We start from the raw sequence: 19,716 nt of genomic DNA, 5'->3' as shown, positions 1-19,716 counted from the left end.
TTTGCTATACGCCTTTCCCTCAATTTTGTCAAGGGAAAAAAACAACTTTCCACCTACACAAAAGCACCCAAATGAAGGATGCTTTTGTCTACTGAAAAATTACTTTGTAACAAGGTTTGCAGCGTGGCTGTCAAAGCACGCATGTGGACGTGGTGCCCACTGCTCGCACTGGCCAGTTTCAAAGTTCTGTGCCAAGCATACCTGAATGCAGGTAACACTTGACCCACCTACTGCTTGAGCGGCAGGCGTCTTCTGCATAAACAGAAACCCTGCACCGGCGGCAATTAACGCCACCACGGCAATACCAATACTTTTCTTTGTCATAATGATCAAAGATTAACGAAGAGATGGTTGAAAGGTGCGAGTTCACCAACCTTCTTTGTGCTGTATTACCTAAAGCCTAAACCTATCCCAGAGTATGTCAAGGAAATAACCACGATAAACAAAGACGTTAAGGAAAAGACAAAACTAACCTTTTCCTAAGGATAAGTACCCAAAAACCTCAGGAAACAGTCAATAATAAACAAATTCCCTATGCATTACTAATCTAACCTTAGCCAGAAAGTTATCCACACCCTATTGTACAGCGCACTGATTCAATACCAATAAAGCCCCAACAATTCGTTATGAGTATGCTTGCTATTCGGTTTTCCTTCGGCTATACTCTTTTCACCTCAGTCAGCGCTTACGGCCTACGGCTTTAGGGCTCTACCCCGACGATCCCGCAACGGGATGTCGGGGCTCCGACCGAAGCGTCGGAGCAGCTTTACGACTCTCCCCATGGCTCCAATCCTCCACAAGCAGAAACGTGCGATCCTCGACTTCTTGACCAAGTACGTCAAAGAGCATGGATATGCGCCTACGCTGACGGAAATCGCTAAGGCCTTTGGGCTGTCATCCTTAGCCACGGTACACGAGCACCTAAGCTTCTTAGAAGAAACTGGTTTTATTCGCCGTGATCGGAACAACACCCGCGGCATTACCTTGGTGACGCAAGAAAGTGCTCAGGAAGATTTTGGCAGCGCTATCATGCTACCTTTGGTGGGTGCCATTGCCGCCGGCTCCCCCATTGAGACCTATGCTGGCAAAGATGAAATGTTCCCTGTACCGCAAGAAATTGTGGGGAAGAAGAACGCGTACCTACTCAAAGTGCGGGGAGACTCCATGATTGAAAGCCTGGTGGGTGATGGCGATATGGTGGTGGTAGAAAAAACGGACATGGCGCGGGATGGGGATATGGTGGTTGCCATGCTGGATGACGGCACGGCCACGCTAAAAAAATTCTTCAAGAAGAAAAACTTCATTCGCTTGCAACCAGCGAATGCCCTGTACGCACCCATTGATGTGAAGTCCGTAACCATCCAGGGGAAAGTGATTGGCTTGATTCGAAAGTACTAAATTTTTTTTCTTTCGCTCTTCGGTTTTCCTTCGGCTATGACCCACGCACCAACCACCATTTCTATTCAACTCTGGCACGCCGCCGTGAGCATTGAAGAGGCCATGCACCCAAAACTGCGCGGCACACCATTTGCCATCGCGGACTTAGGCGGAGTGCAGCCCCGCATCGTGGATGCAAACGACGCAGCCCGGAGCTTGGGCGTGCGGACGCGAATGACTGTGGCGCAAGCTATGGAGCGTGCTCCACGGCTGGTGCTTCGCCCGCAAAATACCCAGCGGTTGGACGCCTTTCTGAAGGTCTACAAGCGCTTAGGCAAACGTTGGGGCAGCGTGGTTCGCCATGCCGGCGCAGACCTAATGCTTGTCACCACAAGCCTCACCCTGCTGGAACGGACAAGCTTGTTCCTAAAAATCCAAGCAGCGTGCTGGCGAGAACTGGAATGCCAGGTGACGGTGGGCATGGGTTCCACCCCAACGTACGCCGAACTTGCCCGACGGGGCTTGCGCCAACCCGGCTGGCAGTACCTGGCGCCGCAGAATGCGGAAATACTCCACCACCTCCCAGTTCGTTTGCTCCCCCGCGTGGGTGACCGAACAGCAGCTGCTTTGCAGGCCTCAGGGATCCGTACAATTGCTGACTTTGCCCAGCAGTCCCCAACTGCCGTGCTCCGAGCTCTGGGTCGGTCTGGCCTGCAACTCTACGCTCGGGCTCGAGGTGAAGAAGTAGTACCCGAGCCAACTGCAGAACGCGCGCCTTCCCAGCTCCCCTTTCCAACCTCTTGGTTATTCCCAAACCTGGCCACGGCTGGGTAGCTGTGCCTGGAAAAGTAGAGAATGTGATTGTCGAATTACTTCTTACCGCTGGGACGAGAGAGGAGTTTTTTGGCACGTAAAATTGCTACCGCCTGCGTGAAAACAGGCTTCAGGTCAGCATGGAGTTTTGCGGGTGGTTGGGGGCTGGACGCTGGGTACCAAAGCAAGCGAAGATTAGCCACCTCACCAGTTTTCACCACTGAAATTGTCCGCTTACTTTTGCGCAAAAAGAGAAAGTGATGCAAATGGTGGGGAATTTTTTTTGGGAGTTTTCCATGATCATCGGAGAGATACGTAACGCTTGGGAGTCGACCCAAACATTCCAAACCCACAATGCCAGTCTCCTCTCCAATCTCTCGCTCCGCAGCTTGGAGGATGGTTTCCTGTGGTTCTTTATGCCCCTTGGGGGCGCCAACTCGATGATTATCTAGGCGCTGCACAAAGAGCAAGGCTTTTTTGGCGGGATCGTAGACCAGACCTCCAGCATTGATGTGGGTACCCGTGAACGGCCGGGCTAGCGTAATATTCGGCGGCGCAGCATACGTGGGTGCCAATGGCTGCCGATGCCCCCGCGGCAGCTGCTGCAAGAACATTGCGAGCTGCTCCTTGGACAAGGGGAGGATTGGTACAGGAACCCGAACTAAGGTTGCGCCCCAGGCAAAAGCCAAACTATTGGCTGTAGCCACCAGCGCCCGCTCTTGAGAAAAGCGGGTACCCGAACTTGCCACGGCAATTGTTGCCGCGGTGGAGCGGGGGCGCTTGAGTTGGGTAAGGAGCTTCAGGTACACATTCCCCCGCCCCAACTGCGCCGCACTTCGGTTCTGCGTTACCCGACCATCACTCCAAGCAACGTACGCCTGTGCAGCGGTACCAATCAGCACTAAGATTCGCCCGGTCATCGCTGTAGCCGGTCAATGAGAACAATTTTTCGGTTCTCCACAATGTCGTACAGAAAACGATCAGTAATATCACTCCGGTACTTGTACTCGCGTTTGGAGAGTACGGTGAAGCGTAAGTCATGATCAATTGCGCGTTGGAATGCTCGCACCAGCCGGCGCAACTTTTGCCGGTTCACCGTGCCCACAATGAACACATCAGTTTGCGCTTCTGGAACATTGGTAAAGTACCCCGTGAGCACGGCGTACTGTACGCGTCCGATGCGGGCAAGTTTTGTTCCAAAATCTTGCTCCGTAAGTAACTGTGCCTTTAACAGGAGAGCTCGTAACTCTGGAAAAATTGCGGTTTCGGCATTCACCTGCACCACCACCTGTTTGTCCTTTTCCGTCATACGGACCAACAAACTCAACTGGAGCCGTTTGAGTTCAGCGCGGACTGCGCCTGGGGTAAGTCCGCTTTTCTTGGCCAACTCCACCGGGGTATACAAACGCCCTGGGTTGAAGACCAGGACTCGCAAAAGGGCATACCGAGTTGCAGAACCAAAAAGGGTGTCGAGCATAGAGTTGAGCGAACGTCCAAAACGCCTGTAAAAATGCGGTTTCGCGGGCAAGTTCGGCTGCTCGCCCAGGTGGGATAGCTGTAGTATACTGAGGACACTTGACTGGAACAAGCATGGGAAGTATAGAGAAACTTTTAATTGCGGATGCAGCCCTCAGCCGGACGACTGCGCATGTCTTCATAGCTCACCCCAGCCCCGCGGAAGAACGCGTGCTTGGGAAGCTGGGTTTTGTCGCGGAAATGCAAAGTAACGACCGGGTGAACCACGAACTCCTGAGCAGGTTGCAAGATTTCCTCAAAGCAGCGTACTACACTTCCACGGAAGCAAATCCAGAAGTGGCTTTTGAGCACACCATCCAAGCAACAAATCGTTTCTGTAGTGAACTGGTTGGTGACTTTGGGAACGACTGGATTGACCGCCTGGCTCTTGTGGTGTTTGTTCTCCGTGAAGATCTGGTGCTGTTCAGCGACATTGGTCGGTTGGTTGGCATGCTGGTACAAGGTCGCCAAATTGTTGACCTATTCAACGGCGTCCGCCCCAGCAAACCCAACCCCTTGAAATTGCTTTCCGCAATTTCTTCGGGGACATTGAAAGGTGACGCCGCAATTCTCTTTGGGACGCAAAACCTCCTGGACTACTTTTCCATTGAGAAAATCCGCCGCACCATTGCCGAAGCGCCCATGGGTGGTGCAGCGAAGCACTTGGAAAATATTCTGCGGTCAGACCCAAACCATAATGCCTTTGCTGCGGTGGTGATTCAAAGCCAGACCGCCGTCTACGTGCAGCCCCAGCAGAGCATCTTACCAAGAACAAATATTCCTGGAGCGCCCCAACGATCCATGGATGAACTCATTACTCGTGATGCAAAAACCCAAGAACTTCTTACGCCCTCCCTGTGGCCAGCACTAAAAAGAGGCTCCCAAACCATTCTGCAGCGCGGCCGGGTGTTCTTCCGTGCCTGGATCTTACACAAGCCCACACGTATTTCTCCTGTGCTGGAACGACCCGAAGATGAACCTGTGCGACCTGCGAATTACTCGGCGCCGCAAGAACGATACATACGGAATCGTCCAACTTTTGGTGGACCACGATTAACGCACGTCCGCCATGTCCTGTTTAAAAAAATTCCAAAGTTCTTGTGGGAACGTGGACGCTCTGCAGTTGCGGCAACACCAAAGGTACTCTCTGCACTCACTCGTGCTGGTCGGCATGTGCAAAAAGCTCCCCAAACCCTGCCAACGCTAATGCAGGAACGCGTCAGAGAAGTACGTTTGCTTCCACAGCGTTCACGACTACTCCTCCTTTCCACGGGTGGCATTGCAATCATCTTCGCCCTTACCCTCATTGGCATTGGAATTCAAAAACAGCGCAGCACAAAAGCCCAAGCTGCCGAAACCGCCTACGCTACGATTGAAGAAAAAATTGCTGAAGCGCGAACCACCCTGCTGTACGGCGATGAGGATCGAGCCAAAGAGCTGCTTCAGGACGCGCAAAAAACCCTGACTGGTCTGCCCCAGGTGAAGGGTCGAAAAGCCGAAGCTGATGCCGCGCGACGTAGCAGCATTGCCACTTCTATCAACGACGTACTCACCCAGACCCGCCACGCCATTTCCACGACACCGGAAAAAATAGCTAGCTTACCAGAGGGAAAGACCTACACTAGCGTAACCATGCTGGGCTCCGCACTCTTCACCCTGGATAGCGGCAGCAACATCCTGTACCGCCTCCCTGCAGCAGGTGGCACAGCGCAAACTACTGGAACGTTCACCGGCGCCACCGACGTGCAAGCCCTGGCTGGCTACGGGAGTAGTAGCGTCCTGGGTCTTACGGGTTCCCTGGAAATTGTGGAGCAACGCCTGGGGGTAAGCAGCAATACCCGGGTGAGCCTGACCAGCCCAAACACCAACGCGAATGTCGTTGGTCTGGCAACCTACAACACTGCACTGTACACCGTAGACATTGCGGGTAATAGCATCCTGCGCGCCACCCGCAGTGGAGCAAACTTCCGCGCAGCAGCCTGGCTCCGCCAAACCGCAACCGTGAGCAATACTGTTGACCTGGCCGTGGATGGTTCCATCTATACCCTTGCCGGAAATGGTGAAGTGCAAAAATTTACCCAGGGGAATCGGGTGCAGCTGGCGCTTTCAACCATTGACCCGCCGCTGACCACCGCTACCAAAATTGCCGCGGATCAAACCCTGCAGAACATCTACATTCTGGACACAGCTGGAAAACGCCTGGTAGTCTTCACGAAAACCGGAAAGTTTGTCAACCAGTACACGCATGAACGTTTTGGTGAAGTGACTGCCTTTACCGTCAACGAGGCAAACCAAAAAATCTACCTCCTGGTTGGCAATGAAATCCAAACTTTGACTATTGTAAAGCGACAGGTTTGATAGATACCAGGGAAGCAGTAGAGCCGTAAAGCTATAAAGTTGTAGAGATCTTTTCCTTGTCATTGCGAACTCCAGCAGGAGCGTGGCCTGTCTCCCGACGAGGCAGGCAATCTTGCTGTAACACGGAATCAAAAAGACTAGCTGCGCTCCTTCTTTCTGTCATCCTGAATCATATGAAGGATCTTGCTCTTTGTATGTAACTACCAACAAGATCCTTCGTCGAAGACTCCTCAGGATGACAGAGAGGGAATGGTTTTTTCAGTCAGTCATACACTCTTCACCCTTCAGCAATCCGGGTCGAGCGCGGGCTCCGCACCAGATGGTGCGTGGGCGGGTACAGGGATCCACGCTCGGAGCATTGCGCATTCTTCATCCCCCCTCCCCCATTCGTAATTCGTATATTCGTAGGATTTTTTCGTAATTCGTAATACTGTACCTACTTCCAACTCACGCTCTTCCGGAAGCCAATGCGGTCTGGCGCATGGTGACCTTGAAGCATCCGGAGCCGACCAAAGGTAACAGTCTCTTCGCCATACCGACTGTTGATTGCGTCTAGTGCCGCACTAAGGGCGTGATTTTTGGGTGGAGTGAAAAGTGAGAGCTGCCGCGTGACAGGCCGGAGCCGGAACAAACCCAGGGCGTAGAACGTAGGTAGGTCAGTAGTCACACCTGGACTGAGTATATTCCAGACCTCCTGGTAGAGCGGCAGCGTATCAGTGATGCCGTGGCCAAGTTTGTGTGAGGAGCCCAGCCCACCGGCCCGCTCCAGGCGTACCTGCGCGTACACACCGTGCGCTTCTAAACCCAGCGCCCGTAGCCGCCGGCCCGTGCGCTCGCACAGGCGCATGAGCAGCGTTTGGTGGAACCGCAAATCACGGGTACGAACGCGCAAGACGTGGCTATGCCCAATGGACTTTGGCGGACGTTCTTCCTGCACGCCACCCAGCTCAACGCCATGCAGGTTTGCCCAGAACTCATACCCGCGAATGCCAAAAACCTCCATGAGGTTCACTGGCGAAGCCTGATGCAGCTGATCCAGGGTAGTAATCCCCATCCGCGCCAGGTGCGCAGCCGTCGCCCCGGCAATCCCCCAGGCTTCCTGCACGTCACGGCCTTTGAGGTAGGCACCAAGGTTGCGGTCATCCAGGATAACCAACCCACCCTTGGGTGCAGTGTCCCCGGCGAATTTTGCTAACCAGCGTGTATGCGCCACGCCCATGGAACACTTCAGCCACTCGCCTACCTCCTGCTGAATCCGCACTTTTATTTCTTCACCCAGCTTTGCCGCAGCTAGTAAATCTGGGACTGTGCTAGTGAAATCCAAAAAAGCTTCATCAATAGAGTACGCCTCCAGATCTTCGGTGTACTCTGCACAAAGCTTAAAAATCCGTTCGGTGGTAGAACGATACTTAGACGGATCCACTTCCACCAACCGGATGTTCGGACAGCGCTGCCGAGCTTCGTCCACCCGGCAGCCCGTCTTTACCCCAAATGCTTTTGCCTCTTTGGACGACGCAATAATGCAGCCGCGGTTGGTGAGCGTGGCGCACACGCCCACGGGCTTCCCACGCAAAAACGGGTTCGCCTGCTGCTCTACCGAGGCGAAGTATGAGTTCATGTCTAAGTGCAGTATCACTCGAGGTAGACTCATAAATGGAAATTCTCAAGAGCAACCCTGAGCGAAGTCGAAAGGTTGTTCTACAGATGCAAAATACGAATTCATGTCTAGGTGGAGAATGACACGTTGCATAGAAACATTATTGACATTAAGTGGAATTGGGGTGTACACTTCGAATCGTTATGTACAACTTCGCTCACCACTACCGCAGCATGGGATTTCTGACCTGGAAACAGGCCAGCGATTGCCGCATGTTCGGCGTTGTGGGAGTGAAGTAAGACTGGAGAAACTACTTTTTTTCACCCGCACTGCGCCAAATATGACTGGTGCAGATTTTTGTTTTTGCTCAAACATTTTTTGGAGGTTCACATGCAAAACCAACACCAATCCGTTACGTTCCTTACCACCCCAAACCTTGTGCTCCGCCCCCCAGAAATGGCTGACCTGCCGTTCTTCACTCGGTGGATCAATCAGCCAGAATTCCGCTTGGTGCTTGCCGTCCGCACACCGTACAGCGAACTGGCAGAGCGGGACTGGCTGGAGCGCATCATGCGCCCAGGTATTCCACCATCAGACATTGTCTTTGCCATTGATCTAGTAGAGAACGAGGTCCGCACACTCATTGGCACCATGGGCTTGCACCACATTGACTGGTTCAACCGCCGAGCAGCCACTGGCTCCTACATTGGTAACGCACAGCACCGTGGCAAAGGCTATGGCCGGGAAGCCAAGCTGGCACTCTTGGAGTACGCTTTCAATACGCTGGACTTGCAGAAGATTGATAGCGAAGCGTTCAGTCATAACCTGGCCAGCCAGAAGTGTCTCCTCGCCTGCGGCTACCAACAAGAAGGCGTGCGTCGGTCTATCGCCTTTATCAATGGTCAACGGGTAGACGGCGTCATGTTCGGCATTACGGCAGCAGAGTGGCGTGAGCAACATCCTGTGCGGTTGCAGGCAGCAAACCAGCTGACGACGACCGTTGCGCCTATTGCCCCGCGGATTTGGAAAAACTTCATTTCCGAGTACCCGTACTTAATTTGAAAATAGACGTTATTGACAACTTCTACGTAAAGTGTAGATTGCTACTATCGGTCGATCTCGTTGATTACAAACCGTTTCAGTTTCACCGAGGTTCGGCATTGAACGGCCTGCATTACGTAAAGTGATGTGGGCCGTATTTTTATACTCGGCATACGGTGGAAGGTGTCGCCAACCGCCTGCCTTCGCCCACTGGGCTGGTGGCCGGAGCGGCTTCGCGCAGGCAGGTATCGGTTTACGGTATCGGATTTCGGCTAACGTACCGTATAACCACTTCGACTAAACGCTATCCGATACGGGCTGCGATACCGTATTCCGTTAGCCGCTTCCTCACCCTTCCCCCCGCACCTCCTCCAACGTCCATTCGAGATTCTCCGGGTTGCAGCTGAGCACGTACGCATTCGCCTCGTCCGACACAGCAAAACAGAGATCATACCGATCCCCTCGCCGCCGCTGGTACACCAGGTTCACGTTGCAGACGTCATACCGTTTCCCACCCCAAAAGAAGGCTACAGGCTTTACTACCTGCTTGTTGCAGTCAACGAAGACTCGAACCTTAGCCTTAGGTTGTTCGTGGAAAAGCAGCATATTGCTACCTCCCAGTATAACCGAAGAATAGCCGAAGGTCAAGAAGAAGAAAAATTGCTCCCAAAGCTATCTTCCTACCTGACCTAAGCTCCCCCTTTATGCAAAGCGCGACTATCCCTCTGCTCCAACTTCCTTTGTCTGCGTTGCACCCAGTACTCTTGCAGACCAATGCAAATTCCCCCAATCACAAAGACAACTACTCTGGAACCAAGTGCAAGACGAAAACCACCCCCACCTTCAGCACCGACGTAACTTATTGCCGCCTTGGTGATATTCCCAAAAAGAATTGGCAGGACAAACCGAGAAAATCGAATATTGGCAGCGGCAACAACGTAGGTTAATTCATCATCAGGGAAAAGGGGGAGGACGTAAAAAGCAAACAGGGTGAAGGGTCCAATCTTAGCCGCAAGCGCATCGTACTGCTCTAAGAAATGTGGCGAAACAATCTTCATGAGGAGCGGCCGGCCATACTTTTTCACCAGCAGCACAATGGTGAATAGTCCAGCAGTGGTGGTTACAAAATTGAATACCCACCCGACATTCCCGCCAAAAAGGTACCCGGCAATGAGATGAATTGTGGTGTTGATGGGCACAAAAACCACATACAGGTATTCAAGTACGCCAAAGACGAGCATGCCCAACGTGCCTGTATCGTCGATGAAGACCCGAAGTTGCTCTCGGTCAATGTAGGCTTTCGCCAAGAAGGCAACGACGACAATGAAGACTATGTACAGGAAGATGTACAGCAACGCCTTCTTAGATGTCGCATTTTTGAATAGAACTTTCGTGTGCGCCTGCATGAGTAAAAAGTAACATCATCGGTATAAAAAAGCGAGGCCTGTTGAGACCTCGCATACCTTAGATCTTCCCCTCTTTCCAGTACTTTAACCGGGCGAGAAGCTCCCGAAAAATGAAAAACGCTTTCCTCCGTGTCCACCACTGGATCGATAGCCAATCATACGGCACAAGCGTAACATCGGCGGCTAGTGGATGCAGACCAAACCGCTCGCTGACTTTCATCACCCGCCACTGATGGTCTGGGTGCGCGACGATAATTGGATTTGTGAATGCATGCTGCACGCAGACATCATAACTCTGTGCCATGACCTCAAACGTATCAAGGTACTCCCCTGCTACCCTGTGCTTTTGGATAACGTAGAGCGGCGGTTCAGGCAGGTAGTCTGCCACTTCATGCTGTGCGATGATCGGAATGTGCAACTCATGATGCAACCGATAAACTATAGCAGCGAGCATATGGTTGCTCTTTCCTGAGGAATCTGACCGAAGGCCAAATGATTGCACCAAAATCACATCTGCCTTAGCTAACTCTGCTTCATTTGCTGTTTTCACTCGCCATGTAAAAAAGCACTGTAGTAATGTACTTCGCATACCTATCCTCATGTGGGTATTTATGTTCCCAAAAGCCTCTCATAAGGACATGCCTTTGTCAAGCGCTAAACCTCTCAAAAAAAGAAAGGCGAACCCTGGTGGGGTTCGCGAAGGTTCGCTCAGTCAATATCGAAGTCGAAATCAATATCTGCTGCTGCATCGATAACGGCAGTACCCAGGTCAGCAAGGATTTCCAGAAAGCTGTCATCATTGTAGCTTATGGTACGTCCATCCAGCCGGGGACAATTGTGACTTTGACCCATACTCAGGACTTTACCACAACCTTTGCACTTTTTTTGCTGAGCCATATTTCCTCCGCAATTTTGTATTTTTTCCTTTCGGTTAGCATTACAGTATAAAGGAAGCACGGGTTTGGTCAAGCATAAAAAAGCGGACTCAAGTGAGTCCGCTAAATGAGTTATTTATGCATTTTCAGGTTTCGGTTCTGACTCTTTCGGCCAAAGAATTTCTTTATACCCATCGAGTACTTCGCAAACTCGCTTTGTAAGCGTAAGAACTGAAAGTCGATCTATGAGAGCCAATTGCGTCCATCGATTTTTCCACTCAGACTTGAGTGTTCCCGACTGCATCCAAGATTGAATGATTCTCTTCGTTCCAAAGTACGGCGCCACATAGTGCTGCACAGCTATAGTGAACAAGCCAGATAGTACACCAGAAACAAGCGCAGTCACCCAAAGGACAATTTGGTTTTCAACCGTTGGGCGTAGAAACATGGCACACAATCCAGTAATAATCAACGTTACTGTAAGACATGTCCAATGTTCAGACCGACCCATCACCCGAACCATGTTACGGAGAAATATCACTGGCGGAAGAGCGATGCCAGCAACAATTAGGTACGCAAGGCCAAAAGTGACCCAGAGTACACAAATCAGTAAGAATTGTAGTCCGACAATTGGTGCCAGTGTAAAGAAAGTTGCTCGCATACGAATGTACTTCCAAACCGACATATTTTCAAATTGGCTGTTCATGTTTGGACTTACAATATTGCTGCAAAACCAAATTGTTAGTACAGCGGTGTACACGCAAATTGCAGCATGCACACAAGAGATGACAATGTTGCCGGTTGCACCATGCATACTCCCCTGCCACAACCAAAGTGGGTGCATAATTCCCAGGAGTGGGATAACAGCGAGGTAGACCGCGGCGAGATCTGCGAAGAACTGCTTCGTGCAGCGTTCAAAAATGACATCGTACCAGAAGCCAGTGACCACCCCGAGCAGCAGACCAACGGGGAGTAGCCATTCTGCAACCATGGCGAAGGTCAAAATTCCTGCAATACCACCAAACAAAGCGCCAATGAAGTTTCGATGCGTGAGTGTTCTTATACTCATGTTTCCTCCAGTTTTTTAAGGTTCTTTTCGTTTCATTTTACCCTAGAAAAAGTAAGGGGGATTGTCAATATCCGATGTTCTATTGGTCTATTTCTTCCTACCAAAAAGACCTCCCCAATTGGAGAGGTCTTTTTTCTTACTGGATATGCTTACTTCAAAGTAACGGTGGCGCCGGCTTCTTCCAGCTTCTTCTTCAGGTCTTCTGCTTCTTCCTTGCTGGCGTTTTCCTTCACCACTTTTGGTGCGGCGTCGGCCATGTCCTTGGCATCCTTCAGGCCTTTGCCTGTTGCTTCGCGCAGGACTTTGATGACCGCAATCTTGCTGCCACCAGCGCTGGTGAGTTCCACGTTGAAGGTGGACTTCTCTTCCGCTTCTCCACCGGCAGCTGCACCGGCGGCGGGCATGGCACCCATCATCATGGGCGCGGCGGCGGAAACCCCGAACTTCTCTTCGAGCACTTTCACAAGCTCAGAGAGATCTAGCACGGAGAGCTTCTCAATTTGCTCCACCAGGGCTTTGAACTTCTCTGGCACTTCGACTGGCTGTTTTTCGTCTGACATAGGTTTCTGGGTTAAGAAATTATTGAAAGGAAATAGCTTAGGAAGTTTTTTCGGCCTTGGCTTTCAGCACTTGGATAAATCCACGCATGGGGCCGGCCAGCACGCCCACGAAGCCACGGGTTGGACCTTGCAGTGTACCCACCAACTTGGCCAAGAGTTCAGCTTTGCTGGGGAGTTTTGCCAGGCTGGAGACTTGGGCCGCGGTCATCCACTGACCATTGAGCACCCCGCCCATGAATTTCACGGTCTTGATGCCCTTCATGAAACTGTTGAGCAAAGCTGCTGGTTGCACTTCATCAGCGACACCGAAGGCTGCAGCAATAGTGCCCCGGAAAGGCGCGGTACCATCAGCCTTGATACCTTTCGCTTCCAATGCACGGCTGAGCAGGGTTTTCTTCACCACGGAGAACGGCACACCACCCGCACGGAGTTGCTGCCGGAGCTTGGTTTCTTCCTTGACCGTAAGCTTATCCGTGGCGATAAAAATCACGGACTTCATGCCGTCAATCTGGGCTTCCAGGCCGGCGACGGTCGCTTGCTTCTGCTGTTTAGATTTTGCCATAGGTGGGTAAAAAAATAGCCTACGCAGGCGTAGACAGGGAAACGCTCAAAAAAGCTGAGCGGTGCTTCCTGCGCAGGTGGCTGAGCCATTATCCCTAAAGGGACCTGCGGTCTACGGATGCTGTGTATGGAGCTTATGCAATAATTATAGGCTTGTCAAGGGTAGGGTTTGGGTGTGGCGGCGAGTGGGGTTGAAGGGTCGGGGTGTCGGATGGGCAAAAGGTATGGCTAACAGAGAAACTCCTCCCCTCCTTGCATAAGGAGGGGGTAGGGGGTGGTAATCCTAATGGACAGACCGTGCTATTGAAACCAGGTATGCAAAAAGAGCACGGGCAGTAATCTTGGTTCTGTGGTACAGCAAGATTGCCACGTCACTCGCAATGACAGATTGTTGCGGACCTCCAAGACCTCTACAGCTTACAGTTCTCTACCCTACCGCTTTCCTTGAATAACCGTCCCCTTCCCTTTCCCCTGCCCCAACCAAGCACGGAGGTTTGCGAAATCCGTACCCCTGGTAATGACCACCTGCATCCCCCACTTGGCTGCCCACTTGCTGGCAACCGGATCAAACGGTACGTTTGCGCCTGGATCCCAGGTGGTGCCAACGAGTTTCGTAAAGGTTCGCCAATCCAGCTGCTTCAGTGGCTTGGCGTTTGGGTGCTTGCGCGGATCAGCGTCGTAGACGTAGTCAATGTTCGAAAGGTTGAGGATTGTCTGTGCGCCAAAAGCTTTGGCAAGCAACACGGCGTCGTAGTCTGTAGATGAACCGGGTCGAAATCCTGCAGCCACTATAATCTTCGATCGGATACGCGAATTGATCTTCTCTTTGCTGGTAATAATTTGCGCATGTGCGTAATCCCGGAACAACGTCCGCAAGAGGTGAGCGTTCAATCGTGTGGCGTGGATACCCAGCCAGTCCAAGTCATCTGGGGTGAGCTTGGTCACCTGCCTGGCAGCTGCTTGGTACCGCCGGGCGACTTTCCCTCCGCCAACGATGAGGATGAACCGTTGTCCTCGCTTCACTAATTGCAAAATGAGCGCACGAAACTTTTTCAAAAAGCGGACGTTCAGCTCATCTGGTACAACCAGCGAGCCACCAAGCGAAATGACAATTGGGGTTTTGGACATACTACTGTAAGTACTTCCGCTTATTGGCCAGGTGCTCTTCGTAGGTTTTGCTGAAGACCGTGGTGCCGTCTGGCTTGGTGAGGAAGTAGAGGTAGTCTGAATCTTGGGGGTTCGCGGTTGCGCGGATAGCGGAAAAACTTGGGTTGCCAATTGGCCCTGGGGGCAGGCCGCGATTCTGGTACGTGTTGTACGGTGAAGCTGTACTCAGATCGATATTCGTTGGCTGGAGGGCTTGCTTCCCAGTCACGTAGTTCACCGTTGCGTCAGACTGCAAAGCAATGCCATGCGCCAGGCGTGTCCAGAAAACCCCAGCGGCAATGCGACGGTCTGCGTCAGTCCGAACTTCTTTATCCACAATACTTGCTAGGGTTACGACATCGAAGACGGTTCGCCCTTGGCTACGAATATCAGAAAGAATCGTTGCCGAGACTTTCGATGCAAAGGTATCCAAGAACTTCTGCACAACGTGCTTCGCCGTTGCATCTTTGAAAAATTTGTACGTGTCAGGAAACAAGTACCCTTCCAAGTTTGCAGTTGCTGGCTTATCGCGTAAAAAATCGTAGGTTCGGTCTGGCGCAATGGTACGGGAATCCGGGGTGCTGACAGCAGTAACAAATGCGTCAGCCGAAAGCACACCCGCTTTTTCCAGAGCATCCCCAATTTCCCTGGCAGTCCAGCCTTCTTGAATCCGTACACTCACTTCTTCTGCTTCCGGCGTGCTGATGAGAATTTCAATGACTTTTCGGATATTCGCCTTGGCAGGGATGGTGTACTCTCCCGGAATAAAAGAGTTGCGTGCGCCTTCCAGCACAACACTGATCTTGAATGCTAGATCAGAACCAATCACGGTTTTTGCGGAGAGGTCTGCGGCAATGGCATTCACCCCTTGACCAGCGGTGATGGTTACTTGCTGTGGGCTCTGCAGCGGACCCTCTCCAGACGTCGCCTGCCCAAACCACACAATGAAAATAACAAGAAAGAGAAAGGGCAGAGCAAGGAGAAGCCACCAGAGTTTCTTCATAGCAGGCGCTTCAATTTCTTCGCTTTGAGTTCATCCACAATCTGCTTCACATCCTGCGCCTTGTCAGCCGGGCAAACCAGCAGCGCATCCTCGGTATCAACAATGATCATATCTTTCAAACCGGCGGTGGCAATAATCCGCTTGGTGTATCCGTAGATCAAACAATTTTCTGCGGTGCCAATGTGCGTGCCGCGAAGAACGTTCGCTTTGGGTGAACCCCGAAGCACATCTCGCACCGTGCGCCAGTGCCCAACATCCGCCCAACCCAAATCCACCGGCAACACCAGCATGTCTTTGGTTTTTTCAATAATCCCGTAGTCAATGGAAATTGGCTTGAGGCTTGGGAAGTCTTTACGAATGACTGATCGCTCTTGAGGTGTGCCCACCGCAGCGCCAATACGATGCAAAATCTTTGCGTGCTGAGGTAAGTGCTTTTGGAAAAGGTGAAGCAAGGTGCTGGCACGCCACACAAACATGGCTGGATTCCACAAGTACTCCCAGCGCTTCAGGTACTTTTGGGCCGTGGCGAAATCTGGTTTTTCCACAAAGCGATCGACGTGAAAAACTTCCTGTTTGCCGATTCGGAATGCGGGACGGCCCATTTTTATGTATCCATACCCAGTCTCCGGGTATGTTGGATTCACACCGAGAAGTGCAATGGTATCTGGATGTTTCTGTACAACCTTTCCAGCAGCACGCAGTGCTTGGTGGTAGGCTGCTTCTTTCTCAATGTAGTGATCCACATTCGCAGTAACAAAAACTGCCTTTGGGTCTTGCTTCGCAAGGACGGTTGCCACCAAACCAATGGCTGGCGCGGTGTCCCGCTTCGCAGGTTCGACAATGTAGTTCCGCAGTGGAACGCTGGGGAGTTGCCGAGCAATGAGCTTTCGTTGCAGCTCATTCGTTGATACGTAGATTCGCTCCACCGGAAAACCCTTGCGCAGGCGCTGGTAGGTTGCCCGGATCAATGTCTTAGAACCCAAGAAGGGTTGAAACTGCTTTGGATTATTGGTACGAGACACAGGCCAGAGCCGTGTGCCACCACCACCCGCTAAGAGGACAGCGTACATAGAATTATCACTTGATGCTGATTGGCGTCACTTCGCCAACCAGAGGAACGAATTGGTAACCAGGAAACTTCTCCGTATCCACTTTCCCGTCACTCCGTTTCTCAACGACAACTAAATCTTGTACATCCCCACCCACAGGAACGACCAGTCGACCACCGCGTGCTAGCTGGTCAACCAATACACTGGGGGTTTCAACCGCGCCGGCGGAAACAATAATCCGATTGTAGGGTGCATGGGTCACATTCCCTTCCCACCCATTCCCCCACTTCACTTCCACGTTGGTAAACTTGTACTTCTCTAAATGTTCCATCGTCAAGTCAACCAGCTGCGGGATAATATCAATGGCGTAGACAAAACCTGAAGAGCCTACCAGCTCAGCGAGTAGAGCAGTCAGCCATCCAGACCCACAACCAACTTCGAGAACCCGGTCGCCAGGTTGTACGTGTAGCAATTCAAGCATCGTCGCTACAGTACTTGGTTGGGAAATAGTTTGTCCATGCGCAATGGGTAAGGGCGTATCTTCCGTGGCATGTAGAAGCATATCTTGGTGCACAAAATCTTGTCGTCGAACTTTCCGAAACGCGGCAATCACCGGTTCGGAAGAAAGTGCGCCTTTGTGTATGAGATCTTCAACTAAGTGGGCCATAGGGCATACTATATGCAAAGTATACCACAAGCACCCCAACATACTTGCGGGTTCTCCTGGTGTGTTTTCCCCCAGGCTTGATTAGATTGGCTCCGCACTTTCAACGATACGTGCAACAATACCTGGAACTGTCGTTTCTGTCAGTTCCCCATGATTCTTTAGTTCAGCAATACAAACACGTCCTTCTGTGGAAAGCTGCATTTGGTGTTTCTTTAAATAATGCTCTACGGTTCTTGTAATCAACCCCTGAAAATGTGCCTCGGTTATGGCACCTTCAATTTGCTCTGCCAGTTCTAGCAGCGCAGCTTGCAGTTCCAGTTTCTGCATTTCCTTTGCACGCTCTGCTTCTACAAACATGTCGTAATTCCGAGCCTCTGTTTGGGGCATAGGGGTTTCATTAGACTATAGGAAATCCACCTACCCGTAGTATAGGCTCGGAAATCCAAAAATGCGAGACTACTATACGACGTGCTTTTTCAGCACTTCCACCTTATCCAGCTTTTCCCAAGGGAATTGGACGTCCGTGCGACCAAAGTGACCATACGCTGCAGTCGGCTCATATATCGCCTGCTTCAGGTTCAGCTGAGCAATGATGTCTGCAGGTTTGATGGGAAAGTGCTGCGCAACCAGTTTTGCCAAGACTTCGTCGGTCTGTGTCCCTGTGCCGTAGGTTTCCAGCATGATAGAAACCGGTTCAGCCACGCCAATGGAGTACGCCAGCTGCACTAAGCAGCGCTTGGCCAGACCAGCGGCCACAACATTCTTGGCAATGTACCGGGCAGCGTAGGCTGCACTTCGATCAACTTTGGTAATGCACTTACCGGAGAAGCACCCACCCCCGTGCGGCGCAGACCCGCCATAGGTATCCACAATAATTTTTCGGCCTGTGAGTCCCGCATCAGCTGGTGGACCACCCAGGACAAACTTCCCTGTGGAATTAATGAACGTCTTCGTTTCCGGCTTATACCAGGTACCCAGAATAGGTTTGATAACCAACTCAGTAATATCTTTCCGCAACTTGGCCATGTCCACATCTTCGGCATGATGCGCAGCCACGACGACGGTGACCACGCGGGTGGGTTTCCCATCCACGTACTCAATGCTCACCTGAGTTTTCCCATCTGGTCGGAGGTATGGCAGTGTCCCATCTTTTCGAACTTCCGCAAGTTTCCGCGCCAGCTTGTGCGCCAACGAAATAGGCAAGGGCATGAATTCTGGTGTCTCATCACTCGCATACCCAAACATCAGCCCTTGATCCCCTGCTCCCTGCTCTTTGAATTCACCTGCACCCTCGTCCACACCTTGGGCAATATCTGGAGACTGTTCGTGCAAAGTACTGATCACGCCAATGTCTTTATAGCAAAATCCAAAATCCGGACTATCATACCCAATGCGGTGCAACGTCTTCCGCACCACGTCTTGAATGTCCACGTAGGCTGTGGTGCGCGCTTCTCCGCCAACCATGACCAAACCGGTTGTGGCAAAGCACTCAATGCCCGCATGCGTGTCTGGATCTTGCTTGACCATCGCATCGTAAATCGCGTCGGAAATCTGGTCACACACTTTGTCTGGGTGACCTTCGGTGACTGACTCGGAGGTGAAGATATGCGTACCTGTAGGCATAGGAAGATGCGTTGGAGCGAAAAAAGATGACGTCACTCGTACAGGGAGGACGTCAGCAGACGTGTTTGGTATCTCCCCCACGAGGGGCTCGAAGTGGCACCGTGCACCACTCGCTTCGCTCGGGTGCACGGCATGCCGTGGGGCGAAACAAGTGACAGGTTGTCGGCTGGGTCATGTGCACCTTGTGATGCACGCGGGCGAGATCCCTCCCCAGCACTCTTGATACGTATGAAATTGTACAAAAAGTGTAACACAAAAACTCCTCAGCGCCAAGGTTGTACCCCTCTTGGGGTCAAGCGAGCCCCGTCATCCTGTCATTCGACAGAATAAATTCGACGGGATGCAGGATCGTCCAAATCTTTGGGGCCCCCACGAATGTGGCGCGGAACCCCGTCTGCGGGGTGAGCACGCGTTCGTGGGGTAATGCGAGGCTTCGCGCGACGGGCGGAGCGGATTCGGTAGCAACCGGATACGCGCAGCTCTGAGCGCGAAACGAGCTGGCTCCGGGGGCAGGACTCGAACCTGCGATATCCGCGTTAACAGCGCGGCGTTGTGCCAACTCAACTACCCCGGACCATTGTCCTCCGAAGCTTTCGCGCAGGAGGAAATAACAAAAAACCGGCGACATTCGCCGGGTAAGATGTTTCTACGTATGCAAGACTACACCGGCGTTTGTCGGGAAATTTCTGTGCAATTATTATTACGAGTGTGTTGCATACACAAAGAGGATAACGTGAGTATCAAAAACTGTCAATTGTGTGGGAGAATCAGGCAATAAAGCCATTCTCTACTTCTTCTGGGGTCCCCACAGATGTGGCGCGCAACCACGTCTTCGTGGTGAGCACGCGTCTGTGGGGCAAAGCGAGGCTTCGTGTGAACGGTGGAGCGGGATGCGCGAAAACGCGTCACGCGGAACTGTGAGCACGAAACGAGCTGGTTCCGATTGCTGGACGACGTTAGAACCGATGCATTGAGCGGAAAGTCTAATTTTTGATTACAAACAGTAGCTCTGTAAGATACCCCACACCCTACTCAACATTGTTTCAGGCCTGCATT

Annotated in this window: 21 protein-coding genes and 1 tRNA gene; 4 read left to right on the top strand and 18 right to left on the bottom strand. The window is 51.9% G+C overall.

What is annotated here, in order from left to right; translation table 11 throughout:
- Nucleotides 1–99: 99 nt before the first annotated feature.
- Nucleotides 100–324 carry a hypothetical protein gene (locus WCV85_02435; GenBank protein MFA6473706.1) on the bottom strand — a complete coding sequence of 75 codons (225 nt, stop codon included), beginning with the start codon at nucleotides 322–324 and terminating at the stop codon, nucleotides 100–102.
- Nucleotides 325–780: 456 nt separating this feature from the next.
- Between WCV85_02435 and lexA the strand changes: the two genes are divergently transcribed.
- Complete coding sequence (gene lexA, locus WCV85_02430; GenBank protein MFA6473705.1) at nucleotides 781–1,398, top strand: transcriptional repressor LexA; 618 nt, start codon at nucleotides 781–783, stop codon at nucleotides 1,396–1,398.
- A gap of 36 nt (nucleotides 1,399–1,434) precedes the next feature.
- Nucleotides 1,435–2,211 (top strand): hypothetical protein, encoded by a 777-nt coding sequence (locus WCV85_02425; protein ID MFA6473704.1) that lies wholly within the window; start codon nucleotides 1,435–1,437, stop codon nucleotides 2,209–2,211.
- Between the two features lie 35 nt (nucleotides 2,212–2,246).
- Here the strand turns inward: WCV85_02425 and WCV85_02420 are convergent, their stop codons facing one another.
- Both WCV85_02420 and WCV85_02415 read right to left on the bottom strand, forming a co-directional pair.
- Complete coding sequence (locus tag WCV85_02420; protein MFA6473703.1) at nucleotides 2,247–3,110, bottom strand: NUDIX domain-containing protein; 864 nt, start codon at nucleotides 3,108–3,110, stop codon at nucleotides 2,247–2,249.
- Nucleotides 3,107–3,667, bottom strand: coding sequence for a hypothetical protein (locus WCV85_02415; GenBank protein MFA6473702.1), 561 nt, complete (start codon nucleotides 3,665–3,667; stop codon nucleotides 3,107–3,109). The genes WCV85_02420 and WCV85_02415 overlap by 4 nt, the downstream gene beginning before the upstream one ends.
- Nucleotides 3,668–3,780: 113 nt before the next feature.
- On the opposite strand from WCV85_02415, the gene WCV85_02410 reads away from it, so the two are divergent.
- Nucleotides 3,781–6,063, top strand: a complete 2,283-nt coding sequence (locus WCV85_02410; protein MFA6473701.1) for a hypothetical protein — start codon at nucleotides 3,781–3,783, stop codon at nucleotides 6,061–6,063.
- Nucleotides 6,064–6,499: 436 nt separating this feature from the next.
- On the opposite strand, the gene WCV85_02405 is transcribed toward WCV85_02410, so the two are convergent.
- Nucleotides 6,500–7,681, bottom strand: a complete 1,182-nt coding sequence (locus WCV85_02405; protein MFA6473700.1) for a hypothetical protein — start codon at nucleotides 7,679–7,681, stop codon at nucleotides 6,500–6,502.
- A 369-nt stretch (nucleotides 7,682–8,050) separates the two neighbouring features.
- On the opposite strand from WCV85_02405, the gene WCV85_02400 reads away from it, so the two are divergent.
- The gene (locus WCV85_02400; protein MFA6473699.1) at nucleotides 8,051–8,722 is read left to right on the top strand and encodes a GNAT family protein; all 672 of its coding nucleotides are present in this window, start codon (nucleotides 8,051–8,053) and stop codon (nucleotides 8,720–8,722) included.
- A gap of 327 nt (nucleotides 8,723–9,049) precedes the next feature.
- Here WCV85_02400 and WCV85_02395 read toward each other — a convergent pair whose 3' ends face one another.
- The 14 genes from WCV85_02395 to WCV85_02330 all read right to left on the bottom strand — a co-directional run bounded on the left by WCV85_02395 (nucleotide 9,050) and on the right by WCV85_02330 (nucleotide 19,234).
- Nucleotides 9,050–9,307: a hypothetical protein gene (locus WCV85_02395; protein ID MFA6473698.1), complete on the bottom strand. Its 258-nt coding sequence runs from the start codon at nucleotides 9,305–9,307 to the stop codon at nucleotides 9,050–9,052.
- Between the two features lie 83 nt (nucleotides 9,308–9,390).
- Nucleotides 9,391–10,107, bottom strand: a complete 717-nt coding sequence (locus WCV85_02390; protein MFA6473697.1) for a VTT domain-containing protein — start codon at nucleotides 10,105–10,107, stop codon at nucleotides 9,391–9,393.
- Nucleotides 10,108–10,165: 58 nt separating this feature from the next.
- A complete protein-coding gene (locus tag WCV85_02385) occupies nucleotides 10,166–10,696 on the bottom strand; it encodes a hypothetical protein (GenBank protein ID MFA6473696.1) in 531 nt (176 codons plus the stop codon).
- 119 nt (nucleotides 10,697–10,815) lie between these two features.
- On the bottom strand, nucleotides 10,816–11,004 hold the full coding sequence (locus WCV85_02380; GenBank protein ID MFA6473695.1) for a hypothetical protein: 189 nt from the start codon (nucleotides 11,002–11,004) through the stop codon (nucleotides 10,816–10,818).
- Nucleotides 11,005–11,118: 114 nt separating this feature from the next.
- Nucleotides 11,119–12,051, bottom strand: coding sequence for a hypothetical protein (locus WCV85_02375; GenBank protein ID MFA6473694.1), 933 nt, complete (start codon nucleotides 12,049–12,051; stop codon nucleotides 11,119–11,121).
- Nucleotides 12,052–12,200: 149 nt separating this feature from the next.
- The gene (rplL, locus tag WCV85_02370; protein ID MFA6473693.1) at nucleotides 12,201–12,611 is read right to left on the bottom strand and encodes a 50S ribosomal protein L7/L12; all 411 of its coding nucleotides are present in this window, start codon (nucleotides 12,609–12,611) and stop codon (nucleotides 12,201–12,203) included.
- Nucleotides 12,612–12,648: 37 nt separating this feature from the next.
- Nucleotides 12,649–13,173: a 50S ribosomal protein L10 gene (gene rplJ, locus WCV85_02365; GenBank protein MFA6473692.1), complete on the bottom strand. Its 525-nt coding sequence runs from the start codon at nucleotides 13,171–13,173 to the stop codon at nucleotides 12,649–12,651.
- Between the two features lie 431 nt (nucleotides 13,174–13,604).
- Nucleotides 13,605–14,300 (bottom strand): UMP kinase, encoded by a 696-nt coding sequence (gene pyrH, locus WCV85_02360; protein MFA6473691.1) that lies wholly within the window; start codon nucleotides 14,298–14,300, stop codon nucleotides 13,605–13,607.
- Nucleotide 14,301: 1 nt separating this feature from the next.
- On the bottom strand, nucleotides 14,302–15,321 hold the full coding sequence (gene mltG / locus WCV85_02355) for an endolytic transglycosylase MltG (GenBank protein ID MFA6473690.1): 1,020 nt from the start codon (nucleotides 15,319–15,321) through the stop codon (nucleotides 14,302–14,304).
- Complete coding sequence (locus WCV85_02350; protein ID MFA6473689.1) at nucleotides 15,318–16,391, bottom strand: sugar phosphate nucleotidyltransferase; 1,074 nt, start codon at nucleotides 16,389–16,391, stop codon at nucleotides 15,318–15,320. The genes mltG and WCV85_02350 overlap by 4 nt, the downstream gene beginning before the upstream one ends.
- Before the next feature lie 7 nt (nucleotides 16,392–16,398).
- The gene (locus WCV85_02345; protein ID MFA6473688.1) at nucleotides 16,399–17,037 is read right to left on the bottom strand and encodes a protein-L-isoaspartate(D-aspartate) O-methyltransferase; all 639 of its coding nucleotides are present in this window, start codon (nucleotides 17,035–17,037) and stop codon (nucleotides 16,399–16,401) included.
- A gap of 81 nt (nucleotides 17,038–17,118) precedes the next feature.
- Nucleotides 17,119–17,394, bottom strand: a complete 276-nt coding sequence (locus WCV85_02340) for a hypothetical protein (GenBank protein MFA6473687.1) — start codon at nucleotides 17,392–17,394, stop codon at nucleotides 17,119–17,121.
- A 102-nt stretch (nucleotides 17,395–17,496) separates the two neighbouring features.
- The gene (gene metK / locus WCV85_02335) at nucleotides 17,497–18,660 is read right to left on the bottom strand and encodes a methionine adenosyltransferase (GenBank protein MFA6473686.1); all 1,164 of its coding nucleotides are present in this window, start codon (nucleotides 18,658–18,660) and stop codon (nucleotides 17,497–17,499) included.
- 498 nt (nucleotides 18,661–19,158) lie between these two features.
- Nucleotides 19,159–19,234: transfer RNA gene (locus WCV85_02330), tRNA-Asn, on the bottom strand.
- Nucleotides 19,235–19,716 lie beyond the last annotated feature (482 nt).

The sequence above is a fragment of the Patescibacteria group bacterium genome, assembly GCA_041665345.1.
Classification (GTDB): domain Bacteria; phylum Patescibacteriota; class Patescibacteriia; order PEXW01; family PEXW01; genus JBAYJA01.
Note: the sequence above shows the minus strand (reverse complement) of the source record. Positions and strands in the feature narration are given on the sequence as shown.

Excerpts from the sequence above, each read along its gene's own strand:
- WCV85_02390 (MFA6473697.1), bottom strand. The coding sequence starts at position 10,107 with ATGCAGGCGCACACGAAAGTTCTATTCAAAAATGCGACATCTAAGAAG.
- rplJ (MFA6473692.1), bottom strand. The coding sequence starts at position 13,173 with ATGGCAAAATCTAAACAGCAGAAGCAAGCGACCGTCGCCGGCCTGGAA.
- pyrH (MFA6473691.1), bottom strand. The coding sequence starts at position 14,300 with ATGTCCAAAACCCCAATTGTCATTTCGCTTGGTGGCTCGCTGGTTGTA.
- mltG (MFA6473690.1), bottom strand. The coding sequence starts at position 15,321 with ATGAAGAAACTCTGGTGGCTTCTCCTTGCTCTGCCCTTTCTCTTTCTT.
- WCV85_02340 (MFA6473687.1), bottom strand. The coding sequence starts at position 17,394 with ATGTTTGTAGAAGCAGAGCGTGCAAAGGAAATGCAGAAACTGGAACTG.
- WCV85_02425 (MFA6473704.1), top strand. The coding sequence starts at position 1,435 with ATGACCCACGCACCAACCACCATTTCTATTCAACTCTGGCACGCCGCC.
- lexA (MFA6473705.1), top strand. The coding sequence starts at position 781 with ATGGCTCCAATCCTCCACAAGCAGAAACGTGCGATCCTCGACTTCTTG.
- WCV85_02375 (MFA6473694.1), bottom strand. The coding sequence starts at position 12,051 with ATGAGTATAAGAACACTCACGCATCGAAACTTCATTGGCGCTTTGTTT.
- WCV85_02380 (MFA6473695.1), bottom strand. The coding sequence starts at position 11,004 with ATGGCTCAGCAAAAAAAGTGCAAAGGTTGTGGTAAAGTCCTGAGTATG.
- WCV85_02400 (MFA6473699.1), top strand. The coding sequence starts at position 8,051 with ATGCAAAACCAACACCAATCCGTTACGTTCCTTACCACCCCAAACCTT.
- WCV85_02410 (MFA6473701.1), top strand. The coding sequence starts at position 3,781 with ATGGGAAGTATAGAGAAACTTTTAATTGCGGATGCAGCCCTCAGCCGG.
- WCV85_02435 (MFA6473706.1), bottom strand. The coding sequence starts at position 324 with ATGACAAAGAAAAGTATTGGTATTGCCGTGGTGGCGTTAATTGCCGCC.
- WCV85_02395 (MFA6473698.1), bottom strand. The coding sequence starts at position 9,307 with ATGCTGCTTTTCCACGAACAACCTAAGGCTAAGGTTCGAGTCTTCGTT.
- metK (MFA6473686.1), bottom strand. The coding sequence starts at position 18,660 with ATGCCTACAGGTACGCATATCTTCACCTCCGAGTCAGTCACCGAAGGT.
- WCV85_02405 (MFA6473700.1), bottom strand. The coding sequence starts at position 7,681 with ATGAACTCATACTTCGCCTCGGTAGAGCAGCAGGCGAACCCGTTTTTG.
- WCV85_02350 (MFA6473689.1), bottom strand. The coding sequence starts at position 16,391 with ATGTACGCTGTCCTCTTAGCGGGTGGTGGTGGCACACGGCTCTGGCCT.
- WCV85_02385 (MFA6473696.1), bottom strand. The coding sequence starts at position 10,696 with ATGCGAAGTACATTACTACAGTGCTTTTTTACATGGCGAGTGAAAACA.
- WCV85_02345 (MFA6473688.1), bottom strand. The coding sequence starts at position 17,037 with ATGGCCCACTTAGTTGAAGATCTCATACACAAAGGCGCACTTTCTTCC.
- WCV85_02415 (MFA6473702.1), bottom strand. The coding sequence starts at position 3,667 with ATGCTCGACACCCTTTTTGGTTCTGCAACTCGGTATGCCCTTTTGCGA.
- rplL (MFA6473693.1), bottom strand. The coding sequence starts at position 12,611 with ATGTCAGACGAAAAACAGCCAGTCGAAGTGCCAGAGAAGTTCAAAGCC.
- WCV85_02420 (MFA6473703.1), bottom strand. The coding sequence starts at position 3,110 with ATGACCGGGCGAATCTTAGTGCTGATTGGTACCGCTGCACAGGCGTAC.